This window comes from Nocardioides sp. Z38_18 (genome assembly GCF_058215695.1).
Map to the genome: position 1 here is coordinate 635,418 of NZ_JBZAJE010000001.1, position 18,764 is coordinate 654,181.

16 protein-coding genes and 1 tRNA gene are annotated in these 18,764 nt (G+C 71.1%); 14 read left to right on the forward strand and 3 right to left on the reverse strand.

The window, feature by feature from the left end; genetic code table 11:
* Nucleotides 1-22: 22 nt before the first annotated feature.
* A complete protein-coding gene (locus AC4BGC_RS03120) occupies nucleotides 23-871 on the forward strand; it encodes an acyl-CoA thioesterase domain-containing protein (protein ID WP_490546192.1) in 849 nt (282 codons plus the stop codon).
* A 20-nt stretch (nucleotides 872-891) separates the two neighbouring features.
* Here AC4BGC_RS03120 and AC4BGC_RS03125 read toward each other — a convergent pair whose 3' ends face one another.
* On the reverse strand, nucleotides 892-1,380 hold the full coding sequence (locus AC4BGC_RS03125; RefSeq protein WP_490546191.1) for a MarR family winged helix-turn-helix transcriptional regulator: 489 nt from the start codon (nucleotides 1,378-1,380) through the stop codon (nucleotides 892-894).
* Nucleotides 1,381-1,543: 163 nt separating this feature from the next.
* Between AC4BGC_RS03125 and AC4BGC_RS03130 the strand changes: the two genes are divergently transcribed.
* From AC4BGC_RS03130 to ligD, 8 genes are all read left to right on the forward strand, one after another.
* Nucleotides 1,544-3,025: a sensor histidine kinase gene (locus AC4BGC_RS03130; protein ID WP_490554262.1), complete on the forward strand. Its 1,482-nt coding sequence runs from the start codon at nucleotides 1,544-1,546 to the stop codon at nucleotides 3,023-3,025.
* Nucleotides 3,026-3,093: 68 nt separating this feature from the next.
* Nucleotides 3,094-3,172, forward strand: a tRNA-Gln gene (locus AC4BGC_RS03135).
* 1 nt (nucleotide 3,173) lies between these two features.
* A complete protein-coding gene (glmU, locus tag AC4BGC_RS03140) occupies nucleotides 3,174-4,631 on the forward strand; it encodes a bifunctional UDP-N-acetylglucosamine diphosphorylase/glucosamine-1-phosphate N-acetyltransferase GlmU (protein WP_490554265.1) in 1,458 nt (485 codons plus the stop codon).
* A gap of 91 nt (nucleotides 4,632-4,722) precedes the next feature.
* The gene (locus tag AC4BGC_RS03145; RefSeq protein WP_490546798.1) at nucleotides 4,723-5,694 is read left to right on the forward strand and encodes a ribose-phosphate diphosphokinase; all 972 of its coding nucleotides are present in this window, start codon (nucleotides 4,723-4,725) and stop codon (nucleotides 5,692-5,694) included.
* A gap of 206 nt (nucleotides 5,695-5,900) precedes the next feature.
* Nucleotides 5,901-6,593 carry a 50S ribosomal protein L25/general stress protein Ctc gene (locus AC4BGC_RS03150; protein ID WP_490546188.1) on the forward strand — a complete coding sequence of 231 codons (693 nt, stop codon included), beginning with the start codon at nucleotides 5,901-5,903 and terminating at the stop codon, nucleotides 6,591-6,593.
* Between the two features lie 10 nt (nucleotides 6,594-6,603).
* A complete protein-coding gene (pth, locus tag AC4BGC_RS03155; RefSeq protein WP_490546187.1) occupies nucleotides 6,604-7,215 on the forward strand; it encodes an aminoacyl-tRNA hydrolase in 612 nt (203 codons plus the stop codon).
* 42 nt (nucleotides 7,216-7,257) lie between these two features.
* Nucleotides 7,258-8,043, forward strand: coding sequence for a 3'(2'),5'-bisphosphate nucleotidase CysQ (locus AC4BGC_RS03160; protein ID WP_490554266.1), 786 nt, complete (start codon nucleotides 7,258-7,260; stop codon nucleotides 8,041-8,043).
* A gap of 10 nt (nucleotides 8,044-8,053) precedes the next feature.
* Nucleotides 8,054-9,010, forward strand: a complete 957-nt coding sequence (gene ligD, locus AC4BGC_RS03165; RefSeq protein ID WP_490554267.1) for a non-homologous end-joining DNA ligase — start codon at nucleotides 8,054-8,056, stop codon at nucleotides 9,008-9,010.
* Between the two features lie 19 nt (nucleotides 9,011-9,029).
* On the opposite strand, the gene AC4BGC_RS03170 is transcribed toward ligD, so the two are convergent.
* A complete protein-coding gene (locus AC4BGC_RS03170; protein ID WP_490546184.1) occupies nucleotides 9,030-9,467 on the reverse strand; it encodes an FAD synthase family protein in 438 nt (145 codons plus the stop codon).
* A gap of 326 nt (nucleotides 9,468-9,793) precedes the next feature.
* On the opposite strand from AC4BGC_RS03170, the gene AC4BGC_RS03175 reads away from it, so the two are divergent.
* The 5 genes from AC4BGC_RS03175 to AC4BGC_RS03195 all read left to right on the forward strand — a co-directional run bounded on the left by AC4BGC_RS03175 (nucleotide 9,794) and on the right by AC4BGC_RS03195 (nucleotide 17,438).
* Nucleotides 9,794-10,489, forward strand: coding sequence for a hypothetical protein (locus AC4BGC_RS03175; RefSeq protein WP_490546183.1), 696 nt, complete (start codon nucleotides 9,794-9,796; stop codon nucleotides 10,487-10,489).
* Between the two features lie 178 nt (nucleotides 10,490-10,667).
* Entirely contained in the window at nucleotides 10,668-13,712 is a 3,045-nt protein-coding gene (locus tag AC4BGC_RS03180; protein ID WP_490554268.1) for a fibrinogen-like YCDxxxxGGGW domain-containing protein, read from the forward strand.
* A 65-nt stretch (nucleotides 13,713-13,777) separates the two neighbouring features.
* Nucleotides 13,778-14,554: a CDP-alcohol phosphatidyltransferase family protein gene (locus tag AC4BGC_RS03185; protein WP_490554269.1), complete on the forward strand. Its 777-nt coding sequence runs from the start codon at nucleotides 13,778-13,780 to the stop codon at nucleotides 14,552-14,554.
* On the forward strand, nucleotides 14,551-15,918 hold the full coding sequence (locus AC4BGC_RS03190) for an O-antigen ligase family protein (protein WP_490554270.1): 1,368 nt from the start codon (nucleotides 14,551-14,553) through the stop codon (nucleotides 15,916-15,918). Before AC4BGC_RS03185 ends, AC4BGC_RS03190 begins: the two co-directional genes overlap by 4 nt.
* The gene (locus AC4BGC_RS03195) at nucleotides 15,915-17,438 is read left to right on the forward strand and encodes a lipopolysaccharide biosynthesis protein (protein WP_490554271.1); all 1,524 of its coding nucleotides are present in this window, start codon (nucleotides 15,915-15,917) and stop codon (nucleotides 17,436-17,438) included. The genes AC4BGC_RS03190 and AC4BGC_RS03195 overlap by 4 nt, the downstream gene beginning before the upstream one ends.
* On the opposite strand, the gene AC4BGC_RS03200 is transcribed toward AC4BGC_RS03195, so the two are convergent.
* Nucleotides 17,424-18,764, reverse strand: coding sequence for a phenylacetate--CoA ligase family protein (locus tag AC4BGC_RS03200; protein ID WP_490554272.1), 1,341 nt, complete (start codon nucleotides 18,762-18,764; stop codon nucleotides 17,424-17,426). The two genes, AC4BGC_RS03195 and AC4BGC_RS03200, sit on opposite strands and share 15 nt — an antisense overlap.

An 18,764-nucleotide genomic window follows, 5' to 3' on the forward strand; every position in this document is an offset into this window, starting at 1 on the left:
AGGCGTGGGTCAGAATGCACCCATGACGCTCTCGTTCTTCACCACCAGCGGCGACGCACTGGCTCCCACCGACCTCGCGCGCAGCCTGTGGAGCGAGAACCAGATGCACGGCGTGGCGCTCAGCGGCGCCCTGGCCCGGGCACTGGAGGGACAGGTCGCGGAGCTGGGACGCGACGACCTCCGCCCGGCCCGCTACACCGTGGACCTGTTCCGTCCCGCCGCGATGGAGCTGTGCCGCACCACCACCACGGTGGTGCGCGAGGGACGCCGGCTGTGCCTGGTCGACGCCGTCGTGGAGCAGGGCGGGGTCCCGGTGGCGCGTGCCAGCGGGCTGTTCCTCAAGGTCAGCGACCCTGCCACCGGCGACGTGTGGGAGCCGACGGAGTCGCCCCAGCCGCCGCCGCACGAGGTCGCCCCGCCCACCGACGACCCGCACGTGCCGATGTTCTCCAGCGAGGGCCTCGGGTGGGACCCCTCGTTCAAGGCCCACCAGAACGGCCGGCGCAAGTCCACCTGGCAGGTCGGCGTCGCCGTGGTGCCCGAGGAGATCCCCTCGGGCTTCGTGGTGGCGGCCAGCGTCGCGGACTCCACCAGCATGGTCACCAACTGGGGCAGCAACGGCGTCGAGCAGATCAACACCGACATCACCCTGACCCTGGCGCGGCTGCCGGTCGGCCGCGAGATCGGCCTGCACGCCACCGACCGGGTCAGCTCCGACGGGATCGCGGTCGGCACCGCCACGGTCTTCGACCGCCAGGGCAGGCTGGGCACCGCGGTCGTCACCTCGATCGCCAACGCCAAGCGCAGCGTGGACTTCGAGGTCCACGACTTCGCCGACGACCCCCGCAACCCCCGCAACTCCGGGGCCTGAGGCCGCGAGCCGGGGTCCGGTCAGCGCAGCGGGACCATCAGCTGCTTGAGCAGGGCGGCGAGCCGGGTCCGGTCCTCGGCCGGCAGGCGGTCCAGCAGGGCGCGCTCGCTGTCGAGCAGGGCCTCGAAGGCGGCGTCCACCCGGCGCTTGCCCGCAGGAGTGAGGCGGACCAGCACCCCGCGACGGTCGCTCGGGTCGGGGGAGCGCTCCACGAAGCCGCGCTGGGCCAGCCGGTCCACCCGGTTGGTCATCGTGCCGCTGGTGACCATCGTCTGCTTGAGCAGGGCGCCCGGGGTGAGCTGGTAGGGGCGCCCGGCACGGCGTAGCGCGGCCAGGACGTCGAACTCCCACGGCTCGACCTGGTGGGCGGCGAACGCGGCCCGGCGAGCCTTGTCGAGCAGGCGCGAGAGCCGGCTGATCCGGCTGAACACCTCCACGGGTGCCAGATCGAGGTCGTCGCGCTCGCGGGTCCATGCCTCGACCAGCTCGTCCACCTCGTCCTGCTCCATGCCGAGATTCTAACTCAAAAAGATTCTTGACATCGAGATAGTGCGGCAGGTCGAGTGCCACTTGGTGGTCAAAACTGGACGTTTTGGGTGATTCCGTGGATAGATTGGCCCCGCGCCACTCTCGGACGCCGCGTCCGGTGCGCGCAGAAGCGCAGGAGGTGCGATGGGCGAGGGAGCAGGCAGCGACCTGTGGCGCCTGACCCTGCAGCACTCGCCGATCGGCATGACCCTGGTCGGCCTCGACGGCCGGCTGCTGATGGTCAACCGGGCCCTGTGCGACCTGCTCGGCCACGAGGCCGAGGAGCTGATGTCCCTGGGGTTCCAGGAGATCACCCACCCCGACGACCTCGGGACCGACCTCGACCTCTTCGGGCAGGCGCTCGCCGGTGAGATCGACTCCTACCGGCTGCGCAAGCGCTACCTGCGCGCCGACGGCCACGTGGTCCTGGGCGACCTCTCGGTGGCGCTGGTGCGCGGACCGGACGGGTCGCCGATGCACTTCATCTCGCAGATCCTCGACGTGACCGAGCAGCGCGACACCGAGGCGCGCATCGAGGCCGCCCGGGCGGCGCTCGAGCGGGAGCACCAGACACTGGAGGCCGTCTTCGACGCCGTCAGCGTGGGACTGCTGCTGATCGGCAGGGACGGGCACTACGAACGCACCAACCGCAGCTACCGGGAGATCATCAAGGCCCCGGTCCTCGCGGACGACGCAGGCGCGACCGGGCAGCCCGACCAGCTCCACCACCTCGACGGCACCAGGATGGCCGAGGAGGACCTCCCGTCGTCCCGGGCGGTGCGGGGCGAGGAGTTCGACGAGTACACGTACTGGGTCGGGAGCGACCCCCGGACGCGTACGGCGTTCTCCGCGTCGGCGCGCCAGGTGCGGGGCCCCGACGGGGAGCGGCTCGGTGCCGCGCTCGCCTACCAGGAGATCACCGACCTGATGCGTGCGATGCAGGTCCAGGACGAGTTCGTGTCCTCGGTGTCCCACGAGCTGCGCACACCGCTCACCTCGGTCCTCGGGCACCTCGAGATCCTCTGCGAGCACGACGAGCTGCCTGCGCAGGTGAGCGAGCAGCTCCAGGTGGTCCAGCGCAACGCGCAGCGCCTGGCCGCGCTGCTCTCCGACCTGCTGCACGTCGGCCAGGTCGGCGAGGCCCGGTTGCAGCTCTACCGGGCTCCGACCGACCTGACCGCCCTGGTCGATGAGGCCGTGGAGGCCGCGCGTCCGGTCGCCGAGAAGTCCGAGACGCACCTCGAGCTGGAGACCGGCCCGGGCGATCGCCTGTGCGCGTTCGTCGACGAGCAGCGCATCCGCCAGGTGCTCGACAACCTGCTCTCCAACGCCATCAAGTACGGCCGGCCCCGGGGCTCGGTGAGGGTCTCGCTCCGGGAGTGCGCGGAGGGGGTGGAGATCGAGGTCTGCGACGACGGGATCGGCATCGCCGCGCACGAGGCCGAGCACGTCTTCGGGCGGTTCTTCCGCGGAGGCGACGCGCTGGAGCGGCACATTCCCGGCACCGGGCTCGGGCTCGACATCGTCAGCTCGATCGTGGCCGCCCACGGCGGGGCGGTGGCGCTGGAGAGCGAGGTGGGCCTGGGCAGCACCTTCCGGGTCACCCTGCCGCACGTCCCGGGGTGAGGAATCCCGGCGAAACCGGACGGGCCGAGGAGGCCGGCCCGCCCCGGGCAAGTAGCCTCGTTCCACCATCCCCGGTTGGTCTGCCGGCAGGGCCCGCCTGACTTTGAATCAGGACTAGCGACGTAGGTTCGACTCCTACCCGGGGAGCGTGAGCACCACGAGGCAAACCACGACCCCAGGGTCCGTCACCGTCATCGTCCTCGCGGCGGGTGGCGGCACACGGATGAAGTCCAAGACCATGAAGGTCCTGCACCCCATCTCCGGGCGCAGCATGATCGGGCACGTGCTGGAGGCGGTGGCCTCGCTGGCCCCGGACCGGGTGGTGGCGGTGGTGGGCAACCAGCGCGAGCAGGTCGGTCCCCACATCCAGCAGCTGCTGCCCAGCGCGGTCCTCGCGGTGCAGGACACCCAGGACGGCACCGGTCACGCCGTCCGGATGGCCTGGGAGGCACTGGCCGAGGAGGAGCGCGCGGGCACGGTGCTGGTGGCGTACGGCGACACGCCGCTCCTGGAGGGCGAGACCCTGCGCGCGTTCGTGGCCGACCACGTCGCAGCCGGACGCGGCGTGAGCATCCTGTCCGGAGTGGTGCCGAACCCGCACGGCTACGGCCGGGTGCTGCGCGACGAGACGGGCCAGGTCACCGGCATCGTCGAGCAGAAGGACGCCACCGAGGCCGAGGCCGCCGTGGCGGAGATCAACAGCGGGATCCTCGCCTTCGACGCGGACTTCCTCGACAGCGCGCTGCCGCGGCTGACCAACGAGAACGCCAATGGCGAGTACTACCTGACCGACACCGTGCGCCTCGCCCGCGAGGACGGGCTCGCCGTCGGGGCGTTCGCCATCGAGGACGTGGTGCAGACCGAGGGGGCCAACGACCGGGCCCAGCTCGCCGTGCTCGCCAGGGAGAAGAACCGGCGGATCCTCGACCGGTGGATGCGCGACGGGGTCACCATCGTCGACCCGGCCACCACCTGGATCGACGTGGACGTCAAGCTCGAGCAGGACGTGACGATCCTGCCCGGCGTACAGCTGCTCGGCGCCACGGTGGTCGCCGAGGACGCCGTCGTGGGGCCGGACTCCACCCTCAAGGACGTCGAGGTCGGGGCCGGCGCGCACGTCGTACGCACGCACGCCGAGCTCGCCGTGATCGGCGCCGGCGCCAACGTCGGCCCGTTCTCCTACCTGCGCCCCGGCACCGAGCTCGGCGCCGACGGCAAGATCGGCGGGTTCGTGGAGACCAAGAACGCCAAGATCGGCGACGGCGCCAAGGTGCCGCACCTGTCCTACGTCGGAGACGCGGAGATCGGCGAGGGCACCAACATCGGTGCGGGCACGATCTTCGCCAACTACGACGGAGTGAACAAGCACCGCACGGTCGTCGGCCGCCACGCCCGCACTGCGAGCAACAACACGTTCGTGGCGCCGGTCGAGATCGGCGACGGCGCGGCGACCGGGGCCGGCAGCGTGATCCGCGAGGACGTGCCCCCCGGCACGCTGGCGGTCACCGCAGGTCAGCAGCGCAACATCGAGGGATGGGTCGCGCGCCGCCGCGCCGGGACCCGGCAGGCGGAGGCGGCGCAGAACGCCGTCGAATCCGGCCAGTGACCCCCCGCGGTTTCGTCAACCGACCGCCGGTGCGTCACAATCGATTGACCGGCATGTCCCGCCCGACCGAGGAGCGCCAAGCGTGAGCGGAATGAAGAAGACCACGGAGAAGAACCTGATGGTCTTCACCGGAAGGGCACACCCCGAGCTGGCTGCGGAGGTCGTCGAGGACCTCGGCACCGGGCTGGTGCCGACCTCCGCCTACGAGTTCGCGAACTCCGAGATCTACGTCCGCTACGAGGAGTCCGTGCGCGGCTCCGACGCGTTCGTGATCCAGAGCCACACGGCTCCGGTCAACGAGTGGATCATGGAGCACCTGATCATGGTGGACGCGCTCAAGCGCGCGTCGGCCAAGAGGATCACCGTGGTGCTGCCGTTCTACGGCTACGCGCGCCAGGACAAGAAGCACCGCGGTCGTGAGCCGATCTCCGCGCGCCTGATGGCCGACCTGTTCAAGACCGCCGGCGCCGACCGGCTGATCGCCGTGGACCTGCACGCCGACCAGATCCAGGGCTTCTTCGACGGTCCCGTCGACCACCTGATGGCGCTGCCGATCCTGGCCGACTACGTCAAGGAGAAGTACTCCGGGCAGAAGCTGGCCGTGGTCTCGCCCGACGCCGGCCGGATCAAGGTCGCGGAGCGGTGGTCCTCGCGCCTCGGTGGCGCGCCGCTGGCCTTCATCCACAAGTCGCGACGCATCGACCGCCCCAACGAGACCGTCGCCAACCGGGTCGTCGGCGACGTGGCCGGCCGGATGTGCGTCCTGGTCGACGACATGATCGACACCGGCGGCACCATCGTGAACGCCGCCGAGGCCCTGATGGCCGACGGCGCGGCCGGCGTGGTCATCGCCGCCACGCACGCGATCCTCTCCGACCCGGCCGTGGACCGGCTGAAGAACTCACCGGCGACCGAGATCATCGTCACCAACACGTTGCCGCTGGCCCCGGGCAACGAGTTCGACAAGCTCACCTGCCTCTCGATCGCGCCGCTGATCTCGCGGGCGATCAAGGAGGTCTTCGAGGACGGCTCGGTCACCTCGATGTTCGACGGCCACGCCTGAACCTGGCCGCTGCCGATTGGCCTCCCTCGGCCCGGGTCGCGTAGGATCGCCCAGTTGCCTCGGCGAGGGACTGACCTCCGTGATCGACGTGGCCGGAACGTGGTTCGCCATGCACCGTCCCGTCTGGAGTGCGGTGCATCACTCGTCCCGGCCCCGAGACAGCCGCTGCCGACGTACCCCCCTGACCTCACGAGGAGCACCAGACCATGGCTGACAAGCCCGAAGAGAAGATCACCGCCGAGACCCGCACCGAGTTCGGCAAGGGCGCTGCCCGCCGCATCCGTCGCGCCGACAAGGTGCCCGCGGTCATCTACGGCCACGGCAACGACCCCAAGCACATCACCCTCCCGGGCCACGACACGATGATGGCGCTCAAGCGCGGCGGCTCCAACGCGCTGCTCTACATCGAGGTCGAGGGCACCACCACCATCGCGCTGACCAAGCAGGTCCAGGCCGACCCGATCAAGGGCTTCCTCGAGCACGTCGACTTCGTCGAGGTGCGGAAGGGCGAGAAGGTCACCGTCGAGATCCCGATCCACGTCGTGGGCGAGGCCAAGTCCGACGCCATGGTCGTCACCGACCTGAACACCGTCTCGGTCGAGGCCGAGGCCACCCACATCCCCGAGTTCATCGAGGTCTCCGTCGAGGACGCCGCAGCCGGCTTCCAGGTGCTGGCCAAGGACCTCACGCTGCCCACGGGCTCGCTGCTGCTCACCGACGACGAGGCGCTGGTCGTCAACGTCGTGCACGCGCCGACGGCAGCCGAGGTCGAGGCCGAGCTCGAGGAGGCCGAGGCCGAGGTCGGCATCGAGCGCGACGAGTCCGACGAGGACATCGCAGCCGAGGCCGAGGCAGGCGAGGCCGCCTCCGCCGAGGGTGACTCCGGCTCCGAGAGCTGACGCTCCTGCCGTGACCGACTCGACCCCGTCCCCGGGCTCGGAGGTGTGGCTCGTGGTCGGTCTCGGCAACCCCGGCCCGGAGTACGCCGGGACCCGGCACAACATCGGCTACTTCGTCACCGACGAGCTGGCCCGACGCCTCGGCAGCGGCTGGCGCACCCACAAGGCGAGCCGCGCCCAGGTCGTCGAAGGACGCCTGGGCGCGCCCGGCACCACCTCGGCGCGGGTGGTGCTGGCGCGTCCGCGCTCCTACATGAACGAGTCGGGCGGGCCGGTCAAGGCGCTGGCCTCGTTCTACAAGGTGCCGGTGGAGAGGATCATCGCGATCCACGACGAGCTCGACATCGACTTCGGCACCCTGCGCACCAAGCTCGGTGGCGGGGACAACGGGCACAACGGATTGAAGTCGATGCGCGCCTCCCTGGGGTCCGGTGACTTCTACCGGGTGCGGGCCGGCATCGGGCGTCCCCCGGGGCGGCAGAGCCCGGCCGACTTCGTGCTCTCCGGCTACACCGCGGCGGAGCGCAAGGAGCTTCCGTTCCAGGTCGACAGCGCCGCCGACGCCGTCGAGTCGCTGATCACCGACGGGCTCGAGGCCACGCAGCAGCGCTACAACCGCTGAGGCTCCGGAGCTGGTCAGGTCGCGGGCACTAGGGTCGACTGCGTGAGTGAATCCGCACCGACACCCGAGAACCAGCTGCCCCCCGGCGCCGACGACCACGCAGTGGCTGCCTGGGCAGCGACGCAGGCAGGCGAGCAGCTCCTGTGGATCAGGCAGCAGGGCCTGGTGGGCGCCTCGCTCAAGGACGCGGGTGACCTGTCGGCGCACGAGCTCCTGCTGCGCCTGCTCGGCGAGGCCCGTCCCGACGACGTGGTGCTCAGCGAGGAGGGCACCGACGACAAGGCTCGCCTGGACGCCGACCGGGTCTGGATCATCGACCCCCTCGACGGGACCCGCGAGTTCTCCGAGCCGCCCCGCGAGGACTGGGCGGTGCACGTCGCCCTGTGGGAGCGCGGCGAGCTCGTCGCGGGTGCAGTGGCCCTGCCTGCGCTCGGGACCACCTACGACACCGGCCACCCGCCCGTCGTACCTCCCTCGACCTCGGCCCGTCCGCGACTGGTCGTCTCGCGCACCCGCCCGCCCGCGTTCGTCCAGGCGCTCGCCGAGGAGATCGACGCCGAGCTGGTGCCGATGGGATCGGCCGGGGCCAAGGCGATGTCGGTGATCCGTGACGTCAGCGACGCCTACGTCCACGCGGGCGGCCAGTACGAGTGGGACTCCGCGGCCCCCGTCGCGGTGGCCCGGGCCGCGGGCCTGTTCACCAGCCGGGTCGACGGCAGCCCCCTGGTCTACAACCGCGAGGACGTCTCCTTGCCGGACCTGGTGATCTGCCGCCCCGAGCTCGCCGAGGTGATCCTGGACTTCGTCCGCGCCCACGGCACCGACTGAGGGCGTCCCGATGCCCTCCCCGGCCACCGAGGTGGAGATCGACGACAGGGTGGTCCGGGTCTCCAATCCGGACCGGGTCTACTTCCCGGCGCGGGGCGAGACCAAGCTCGACCTGGTGCAGTACTACCTCGGCGTCGGGGACGGAATCGTCAACGCGCTGCGGGAGCGGCCCTGCATGCTGCACCGGTTCCCGACCGGGGTGACGGGGGAGAAGGTGCACCAGAAGCGGCTGCCCAAGGGAGCGCCGCCGTGGATGGAGACGGTCCGGGTGCACTTCCCTCGCTGGAACCGCACCGCCGACGAGCTCTGTGTCACCGAGCTGGCCCAGGTGATCTGGGCGGTGCAGATGAGCACGGTGGAGTTCCATCCCTGGAACAGCCGCCGCGCGGACACCGAGAAGCCCGACGAGTGGCGCATCGACCTCGACCCCGGACCCGAGTGCCCCTGGGAGACGGTGCAGCAGGTGGCGCACGTCGCGCACGAGGTGCTCGACGACCTCGGTGCCACCGGCTTCCCGAAGACCAGCGGGGGCAACGGGATGCACATCTACGTGCGGATCTCGCCCGACCACGGCTTCAAGGACGTACGCCGTGCCGCCCTCGCCTTCGCCCGGGAGGTCGAGCGGCGTACCGACGAGGTCACCACGACGTGGTGGCGAAAGGACCGCGACCCCGCCCAGCTCTTCGTCGACTACAACCAGAACGCCCGCGACCACACCATCGCGGCGGCGTACTCCGTGCGGGGCAACCCGATCGGGACAGTGTCCGCACCGATCCGCTGGGAGGAGGTCGACACCTGCCGTCCCGACGACTTCACGATCGAGACGATGCCGGCGAGGTACGCCGAGCTCGGCGACCTGCACGCCGGCATCGACGAGGCGGTCTTCGACCTCGCCCCGCTGCTCGAGTGGGCCGAGCGCGATGAAGAGGCCGGCGCGGAACCGCCCGCCGAACCCGACGAGGACTGAGCAGGACCCGGTCGGTTGCTCAGACCGCTTCGGAACGGGTGAGGTGCGCGCGCAGCAGCGTGCTCGAGGTGTTCAGCGTGTAGGGGAAGTAGACGACCTCGACCCCGAGCGGACGCATCGCCTGCTCGAGGCGCTGTCCCTTGGGGGAGCCCTTCCAGTCGTCGCCCTTGAAGATCGCGTCGAAGTTGCGTTCCTCCCACGCGAGGGTCTTGTCCTCTGAGTGGTCGATGATCACCTCGTCCACGATGCTGAGCGCCGAGATGATGTCGAGTCGCTCCACCAGGGGCACGACCGGGCTCCTGCCCTTGAGTGCCTCGACGTACTCGTCGGAGGCGACGCCCACCACCAGCGTCTGGCAGTGCTGGCGGGCGCGGCGCAGGATGTTGAGGTGGCCGACGTGGAACATGTCGAAGACGCCGCTGGCGTAGCCGACCCGGAAGCGCTCGGCCGCGGTCACGACGCGCCTTCCGGCAGCTGCGTGGGGTGCGCGCAGGAGTCCGCGCCGTACCCGCTCACACCTTGAATCTGTGGCCATGCGTACTCGCGCATGCCCGCCCCCCGTCGTCCCGACCTCGATCCAGTGCCCTCAGGGTAGGCGATCCCGGCGGCCGGCGAGGACGATCCGCGGAGCGCGGACCCAGATGAGCGTGGGAACGGCTGGCGGAAGATTTATGTGGACTAGGCCGCGAAATCGTCGTCCTTGGGCGATTTGCCACCTCAACCCCACAATGATCGCGGTGCTCCGACTGGGCGCACTGACTGGCTTGGGGGGAAGCACAGCTGATGTCGCCACGATTCATCCGGAGCAACTGGCGCACCGCCCTGGTGGCTGCCTGCGCAGTGGTCCTGGTGGCCGCGCTCGGGCTCACCTGGGTCCTCGGGGGCGACGACCAGGAGGCCGCTCGCTCCACACCGGGCGACCCCTCCGCCGCGGCCACCGCGACGCCCTCACCGGGCTCGCCCCGCCCGGCGGACCCCAGCGTGCCCCCCGCCCCGAAGGGCTGGGACACCGCCCCGGCGGTCAAGGGCCTGAGCGCGAAGCAGCAGAGCACGGCTCGGGCGGCCGACGACCGGCTGCGTGGGTTCCTCAAGGCCTCGTCCGAGCAGCTCGCCGAGAACCCGGGCAAGGTCACCGGGTTGAGCAGCTACGCCGCCGGCCCGGCGCTCGGCGAGATGGAGGCGCTCGCCCAGCAGTACGAGCTCGAGGAGCAGACCATCGAGGGCGCCCCCAAGGTGCTCTCCGTGACGACCCGGTCGGTCGACCTCGACGCCAAGCCGCCGACGGTCGTGCTCGCGGCCTGCCTGGACAACAGCCCGGTGATCGTGCGCGACGCCCGGGGCCGCAACCTGACCAAGGACCGGCGCCCCTCCGAGGTGCGCGTCCTGAACATCTACCGCGTCCACGAGATCGGCGGGAAGTGGCGGGTGGTCGACCACTCGATCCCGTCGAACTCCGCGTGCCCCGGGACCGGCTCATGAGCTTCCGGATTCGCACCGGTGCGATCACAGCGGCCCCTCCGGCCCCGTCGCACCGCCCATCGACCCCGCACCGCAGCACGTCGGACTTCCTCTTCACCCTTCAGATGGAGCAATGCACATGATGTCGTCCCGCTCACGTGTGGCCCGCGCGGTCATCACGATCCTCGTAGGAGCCAGCGTGCCCGTGCTGCTGGCCGGAGCCCCGAGCCAGGCCGCGACCACGCGACCGGTCGACGGCCTGACCCAGGAGTCCGCGGCAGCCTCGTGCTGGGAGATCAAGCAGAAGACGCCCGCCGCACCCAGCGGCGTCTACTGGCTGGTGACCCCACAGCTCCAGGCGCCGCAGCAGTTCTACTGCGACCAGGTCACCGACGGCGGTGGCTGGGTCCTCGTGGGCCGGGGCCGGCAGGGCTGGAAGACCCACTACCAGGGCCTCCGCTCGCCTGCGGACGTGCGCAACAACGTCACCGGCACGGCTGCGTTCAGTCCCGCGCAGCTGCCCGCCGAGACGATCGACGGCCTCCTCAACGGCGGCAACGTGAACGCCCTGGCCGAGGGGGTGCGGCTGCGCCGTGCCACGAACCAGGCCGGCACGAGCTGGCAGGAGGTGCGGTTCCAGATGCCTCGGCGCACCCGCTGGACCTGGACCTTCGGCGCCCGGCACCCGGTCGGGAGCTTCTCCTTCGACGGCTCGGGATCCAGTGGCGGCATGACCTCCAGCTTCGGCCAGGACACCTCGCTGCGTCGCGTGGACACCAACGCCCCCCAGGCGCAGGGCTACTTGTGGGGCTTCGCCTACGGCGCGAACGTGCGCGGCTCGACCGCCGCCGACTCCTACATCTGGTCCAACGTCGCCAACGCGGGCGCCGGCCGCCCGTTCACCCAGATGTTCCTGCGTCCCCGGCTGCAGCGCGACGCCGTGTTCACCGCGACGGTCTCCAATGACGGGACCGCGAAGCAGGAGCTGCGTGCCCTGCCCGAGAGCGACGCCCAGCCCACCGTCTGGGGCGTGAACGGACTCGCCAACGGCATCAACAACGAGCTCAACGTCGAGGTCCAGTCGTTCGCCCAGATCGGCACCACCGTCTTCGCCGGCGGCAACTTCAAGTACGTCCAGCGTGACGCCGCAGGCACCGGCCGGGTCGAGCAGTCCAACCTGGCCGGGTTCAACGTGAACACCCGGGAGTTCGTCTCCGGCTTCAAGCCGACGCTGAACGGCCAGGTCAAGGCCCTCAAGGCGCTGCCGGACGGCCGGCTCGCTGTCGGCGGTGCGTTCACCCAGGTGAACGGGCAGCCCCAGACCGGCCTCGCCTTCCTCGACCCCGCCACGGGTGCGCTCACCGGACCCCAGGTCCAGGTGGAGCACCGCAACTCCGGCGGAGTCCCGGCGGTCCGCGGCCTCGACGTCTTCGGTGGCTACCTCTACGTCGCCGGCGCGTTCACCCACCTCGTCCAGGCGCCGTACGCCGCGTCCTCGTGGGACGGCGGCCGGATCAACCTGTCCAACGGGCGCCCGGACATCCGCTGGAACCCGGCCATCAACGGCACCACCGTCGGCGTGAACGCGTCGACCAAGGGAGACCGGGTCTACTTCTCCGGCTACTTCACCACCGTGAAGGGCCAGGACCAGCCCAAGGTGACCGCGGTGCAGCCGACGACCGACGCGCCCCAGGCCATCCCCGGATGGCGGGCTCACTTCAGCGCCTTCAACTCCGAGCCCTGGCAGTTCGACGTCCAGGAGGTCGGCGACCGGTTCTACCACGGTGGCGCCCAGCACCAGATCATCGGCTACGACCGCGACACGATGACCCGGAGGTCCGGCAGCATCACCATGGCCGGTGGCGACTTCCAGACGCTCGCCGCCAACTCCGACACCGTCTTCGGAGGGTGCCACTGCGGCGACTACACCTACCAGGACGCCTACACCTGGAGCGACCCGGGAACCACCTGGACCCAGGCCGACTCCATCGGCACCGTCGGCGCCTGGGACTCCGCGACCGGCAACTACGTGCCCGGCTTCAACCCGATCGTGAAGGGTCGCGAGGGCTACGGTGCCTGGGGGACGTTCGTGGACTCCGGCGGTGCGCTGTGGGTGGGCGGTGACTACGCGACCTCCATCCGCAAGGGTTACATCAACCAGTGGTCGGGCGGCTTCATGAAGTACGCCCCGCGCGACAACCAGGCGCCCACCAGTCCCTCCGGCCTGTCCCAGGCCAACGTGGACGCACTCAACGTGCGGCTGAGCTGGAACGGCAGCAACGACTCCTCCGGTGCGCTCACCTACGAGGTCCTCGAGGAGAACCGGGTCATCGCCACGACCACCTCGACCAGCACGGTGATCAGCCGGCTCGGTGGCACCCGGCGCTACTTCGTACGCGCCGTGGACGCCAACGGCAACCGCTCGGCGAGCACCTCGGCCCTGTCGATCACCTCCGCCGACCCCGACAACCTGCCGGCGCCCCCGCCGGCTCCGGCTGTCACGGGCCAGGCCGTGTCGACGACGGCGATCAGGCTCACCTGGCCGGCACAGGCGGGCAGCTCGTTCATCGTCACCCGGGGCAACGCCACGGTGGCGACCCTGGCTGCCGGTGCGACGCGCTACGACGACACCGAGCTGAGCGCAGGGACGGCGTACACCTACAAGGTGACCGCCAGGGACCAGTACGGCCAGGAGGCGACGTCCGGGGAGGTCTCGGTGACCACCACGGCGCCCAAGATCCTGGTCGGGCCCACCACGCAGTGGCGCTGGCGCTACGCGGCGACAGGGCCGGAGGCCGGCTGGACCACGGCGGGCTTCAACGACGCGTCGTGGGGGACCGGGACCGGCACCTTCGGGTTCGGCAGCAACCTGGTGACCACCGACATCAGCGTGGGGGCACCCACCTCGCGTCCGCTCTCGGCACAGTTCAGGACCACCTTCCAGGTGGCCGACGCGAGCGCGGCAGGTCCCCAGCGGCTCACGTTCGTGGCCGACGACGGTGTCGTGGTCTACGTGAACGGTGTCGAGGCGCAGCGGGTCAACCTCCCCGCCGGCACGATCGGCCCGAACACCTACGCCACCGCGGCCCCGCGCAGCACGAAGACGAACGCAGCGCCCGTCGTGGTCTCGGTGCCTGCCTCGGCCCTGGTGAACGGGACCAACGTGATCGCGGCGCAGACGCACCTGAACTACCGGGCGACACCGGACACGCTGTTCCGGGCGGTCCTGGAGTCGGCGGGCTAGTGAGTGGTTCTCCCGTCCTGCACGGCCTGGTGATCTAGGCTCGTGCAGGTCGGGAGGGAACCTGCATGGATTCGAGCGGTGCACAGGCCGCTGCGGCCAGCCGCTACAGCGATGCTGTAGCGCGTCTGGCCGCGGCGCAGAAGAGTGGGGCCGGTGTCCCGGCGTACCTCCGCTGGGTCAACCGGGGACTCGGGCGACGTCTCGCGGCCCTGGCCTACGTCGCCGGCATGACGCCCAACCAGGTCACGCTGCTGGGCGGACTGGTCTCGGCGATCGGGCTGGGCGTGATCGCCCTGGCAACGCCCACACCGGCCGTCGCCGTCGGGTGCTCGCTGGCCCTGCTGCTCGGCTACGCCCTGGACTCCGCGGACGGGCAGCTGGCCCGGCTCTCGGGTTCCTCGGGTCCCTCGGGGGAGTTCCTGGACCACGTCGTCGACGCGATCCGCCAGCCGCTCACCCACCTGGCGATCGCGGCATCGCTGTACTTCCACAGCGACCTCGGGCAGTCCTGGCCCCCCGTCGCGGCGATCGTGTTCGCGACCGTCTCCTCGGTGTGGTTCTTCGGCCAGATCCTCGCCGACGGGCTGCTGCCCAAGCAGGTCGCGGCGCCCGGCGCCTCGGCTCCGGCCTGGGTCTCGTTCGTGAAGATCCCCTACGACGTCGGGTTCCTCTACCTCCTGGTGCTGCTCCTGCCCTGGGCGCCGGTGTTCGTCTCCGCCTACGTCGCGCTGCTGCTGTTCACCGTGGCCGTCGCCTGCCTCTCGCTGTGGCGCAAGTACGACGCCCTGCGTGCTCTCGGTCGCCCCGGGAAGGTCCCTGCCCCCTCGCAGGCTGATCGATGACGGTGGACACCGGCACGTCCGTGCCGATCGCCGGGGGAGCATCCGGGCCGCCGGCCCGGCGCGCTCCCAAGCACCGCCGGCCGCTGCTGGCGCCACGGGGCAAGGACCTGCTGCCGACGCCGGAGGTCGTCCTGCCGGCGTGGCCCGTCCTGTGCCTGCTGTGGGGTGTCCCGCTGTGGTGGCTGACCGGGCTGTTCCCGTTGAGCTCGGTCGTGCTGATGCCCGTGCTGCTCTTCTACCTGACGCTGCGCCGGTCGCTCAACGTGGTTCCCGGGGTGCTGCCGTTCCTGGCCCTGGTGGCCTGGATGGTGGCGTGCGCCGTGATGCTCGAGCCCGGCGACGAGCTTGGCTACGTCGTCCGGCTCTCGCAGTTCGCCTCGGTCGGCGTGCTGATGGTCTACGTGGTGAACGCTCCGGAGAACCTTCCCCGGGCCCGGCTGCTCAAGGGACTCAGCGCGATGTGGGTGGCGGTGCTGGCGGGCGGCTACCTGGGACTGCTGCTGCCCTACGGCCGGCTCAAGGTCACCGTCGGGAACCTGCTCCCCGCCGACATGGCCTCGCACCCCTACGTCCGCAGCCTGTTCTTCCCCCAGTTCGCAGAGGTCCAGACGCCCTACGGGGCGGCCGCTCCCTTCCTGCGCCCCTCGGCACCGTTCTCCTTCACCAACGGCTGGGGCGCCGCGATGTCGATGCTCATCCCGATCGCGATCGCGGCCGCGATCGACAGCGGGAGCCGCAGGACGCGGATCCTGACCTTCGTCGGGCTGGCGCTGACCATCCCCCCCGCGGTGGCAGCCAACAACCGGGGAATGATCCTCGCGCTCGGCACGGCACTGGTCGTGGTGGTGGTGCGTTCGGCCGCGAACGGGCGGCCACGCGTCGCGGCCGCGGTGCTCGGTCTCGGCCTGGTCTCGGCCGTGGCCATGGTCAGGATGGGGCTGCTGACCAGCGTCCTCGAGCGGGAGGCCACCGGCAACTCCTCCCAGGGCCGGATGCAGCTCTACCAGGAGACCTTCCAACGAGCGCTGGGGTCGCCGGTGCTGGGGTACGGCGCACCCCGGGAGTCCTTCAGCAGCGAGATCACGGTCGGGACCCAGGGCGCCATCTGGTCGATGATGTTCTGCTTCGGGTTCGTGGGGATGGCGCTGTTCGCCTGGTTCCTGGTCGGGGCCGTCGTACGCACCTGGAAGCTGCGCTCGAGCGCTGAGGTGTGGCTCAGCGCGGCCCTGGTCTCGACCTGCGTGATGTCGCTCTACTACGGGCTGGACCGGATGCTGGTCCCCTTCGGGATCCTGGTGGCGGTGCTGCTGCGCGACCGCTACGCGGGCGATGCGAAGGCTCGACCGGGTGGACCGGGCGGGTGAGCCGGGAGAGTGTCCTCAAGGCCGGGGCGGTCAGCCTGGTCGGCTCCAGCGTCTCGGCGGCCAGCGCCCTGCTCGTCGCAGTGGTGGTGGGCCGCGGGTTGGGGACCAGCGGGACCGGCCTGTTCTTCCAGGCCGTCGCGGTCTTCTCCATCCTGGTCGCGGTGCTGCGGCTGGGGACCAGCAGCGGGCTGATCTGGGCGCTGTCGCGCAGGCGTGCCGTGGGACAGGTCGGCGGGGAGAGCCGGTTGGTCCGCACGGCCGTGGCGCCCGTGCTGGTGATCTCCGTCGTCCTGGCGATCGTGCTCCACCTCGCGGCCGGACCGATCGCCGAGGTCATGTCCGGGGGAAGCCCCGCCGCGTTGGAGCGCATCCTGCGGCTGCTCGCGTGGTTCCTGCCGGCGGCCGCCGTGATGGGGGTGCTGCACACCGCCGTGCGGGTGATGCGTGGTGTCGTCTCGTTCAGCCTGCTCCAGGACGTCGCGGTGCCTGCCAGTCGCCTCGCCGGCGTATCCCTTGCGGTCATGCTGGGTGCGGGCACCTACGTCACGCTGGCCGCCTGGGTGGCCTCGGTGCCGCTGTGGCTGCTGGTGACGCTCGCCTGGTTGGTGGTGCCGCTGCGCCGCGACCTGAAGAGGACCAGGGACCGCGAGGGCGAGGACGCCGGGCCGACGGCGCGGGAGTTCTGGGGGTACTCCGCTCCACGGGCCCTGGGCGTGGCCATCGAGTTCGGCCTGGACTGGGTGGACGTGCTGATCGTCGCGGCGGTGCGCTCGCCCAGCGAGGCCGGCATCTATGCCGTCGCCTCGCGGGTCGTTCAGGCCGGTCGGGTCGTCGACCGTGCGGTCCGGGTGGCCGCCGCACCCACGCTCGCCCACCTCCTGGCCCGAGGGGAGCTGCGTGAGGCGAGCGAGCTGCACACCCTGGTCACCCGGGCGGCGGTGCTGATCAGCTGGCCGTTCTACCTGATGCTCGTGGTGATGGGCCCCGCGGTGATGGGGCTGTTCGGGCCGGGGTTCCGCGAAGGTGCCTTCGTCGTGGGGCTTCTCGGCGCGGTGATGATGGTCGTGGTCAGCACCGGCATGCTGCAGTCGATCCTGCTGATGGGCGGCAACAGCACCTGGCAGGTCTACAACAAGGGCGCGGCCCTGGCGCTGAGCCTGGCCGGCAACCTGCTGCTGGTGCCGAGGTTCGGTCTCGTCGGGGCCGCTGTCACCTGGGCCCTCGTGGTGGCCTTCGACACCTGCGTCGCTGCCTGGCTGGTGCACGGGCGGATGGGGGTGCATCTCGCGCCGCACCGGCTCCTCGGGGCAGGCCTGCTTCCCCTGGCCGTGTTCGGGGTGGCCGGGGCGTTGCTCCGCTTCGTCCTGGGCACCGAGGTGCTGGACCTCGTGGTCTACCTGGCGGTGCTGGGACCGGTGTACCTGGCGCTGGCGTGGGTGCTGCGCGCGCGGCTGGGACTCGAGGCCTTCTGGCTCGAGTTCAGGGGCGCCAAGGTGCTCGCCGGGTCAGGCAAGGGCTGAGACGACGAGGCGGACCTTGCCGCCCTGGTGCACGATGTCGTCGACCTGGCGGGCCTGCACCGGCACCTCGTCCGCCAGCATCCCGCGCAGCTGGGCGACCACCTCGGCGCAGGCAGCGGCCACAGCATCGCTGCCGGCCTCCGGGGCCGCCACGAAGTGCAGCTCGACGCTGAAGTCCGCGGCCTGGTGCAGCTGGAACTTGCGCAGGGTGCCCGACCAGGGGATGAGCAGTGGGCTCAGGCCACCTGAGACCGTCCGGCCCGAGGGAGTGCGCAGCACGTCCGCGACACGTCCCTCGACGGGGTCCATCAGGGGCAGGGTCCTGCCGCAGGCGCAGAGATCCTCGCGGAGCCGCCCCCGGTCGCCGATCCGGTAGCGGATGATCGGGAACGCGTGGTTGGTCAGGTCGGTCACCACCACGTCGCCGGTCGTCCCCGGGGCGACGGGCTCGCCCCGGGCGTCGAGCACCTCGATGCGGCGCAGGTCCGCCATCACGTGCAGCCCGTCGCGCTCGCCGCACTGGGCGGCCATCCAGGGAACCTCGGCCGAGCGGTAGCAGTCATGCACAGGGGCGCCGAGCGCCTCCTCGATCTCGCGCCGCTGGGTGGCGTGCAGCATCGAGGCGGTCACCGCGATCGCCACGGGCGGCGGGACCTGGATGCCTCTGGCCGCGACGTGGGCGGCGAGCTCGTGGACCGCGCCGACGTACCCGTTGAGCAGGCGTGGGCGCACCTGTCGCCACCGCTCGAGGAACGCATCCATCGCCTCGGGGGTGGTCCCGCGGGCGTCGAGCTTGATCGTCCGGGTCGGCCACCACTCCAGCCGCTCGCGCAGCTCCTGGCGGCGGGAGTGCTTCATCCGGTAGATCAGGGCGCTGTGGTCGGCGGGGGAGACGCCCCACCACCGGTAGGGACGCCACCACATCGGCGCGACCGGTGACCGGGCGTCGTTGTACACGGTCAGCGGCTCACCGGTGCTGCCCCCGGTCACCGAGGGGAGCAGGTCCTTGTCCCGGCACTCGCTGGAGACGAGGCTGCGGCCCGCCGTGCGCAGGGTCGCCTTGTCCAGGACCGGGAGGTGGCACCAGTTGCCGGGATCGGTCAGGTCACCGGCCTCGAGGCCCGCTGCGGTGATGGCGGCTCGGTAGTGCTCGGTGGTGTCGAACGCGTGCCGCGCCAGGGCCATCGACTCACTGGCCTGCTGCCGGACCAGCAGGGCCGGGTCCAAGCGCTCCGAGACCTCGAGCGCGGCAGCCACGCGGCGCTGCGACCGCATCGCCGCGCGGGTCTTCAGGTCGAAGGCGACCCTGGCCGTGCGTGAGGCCAT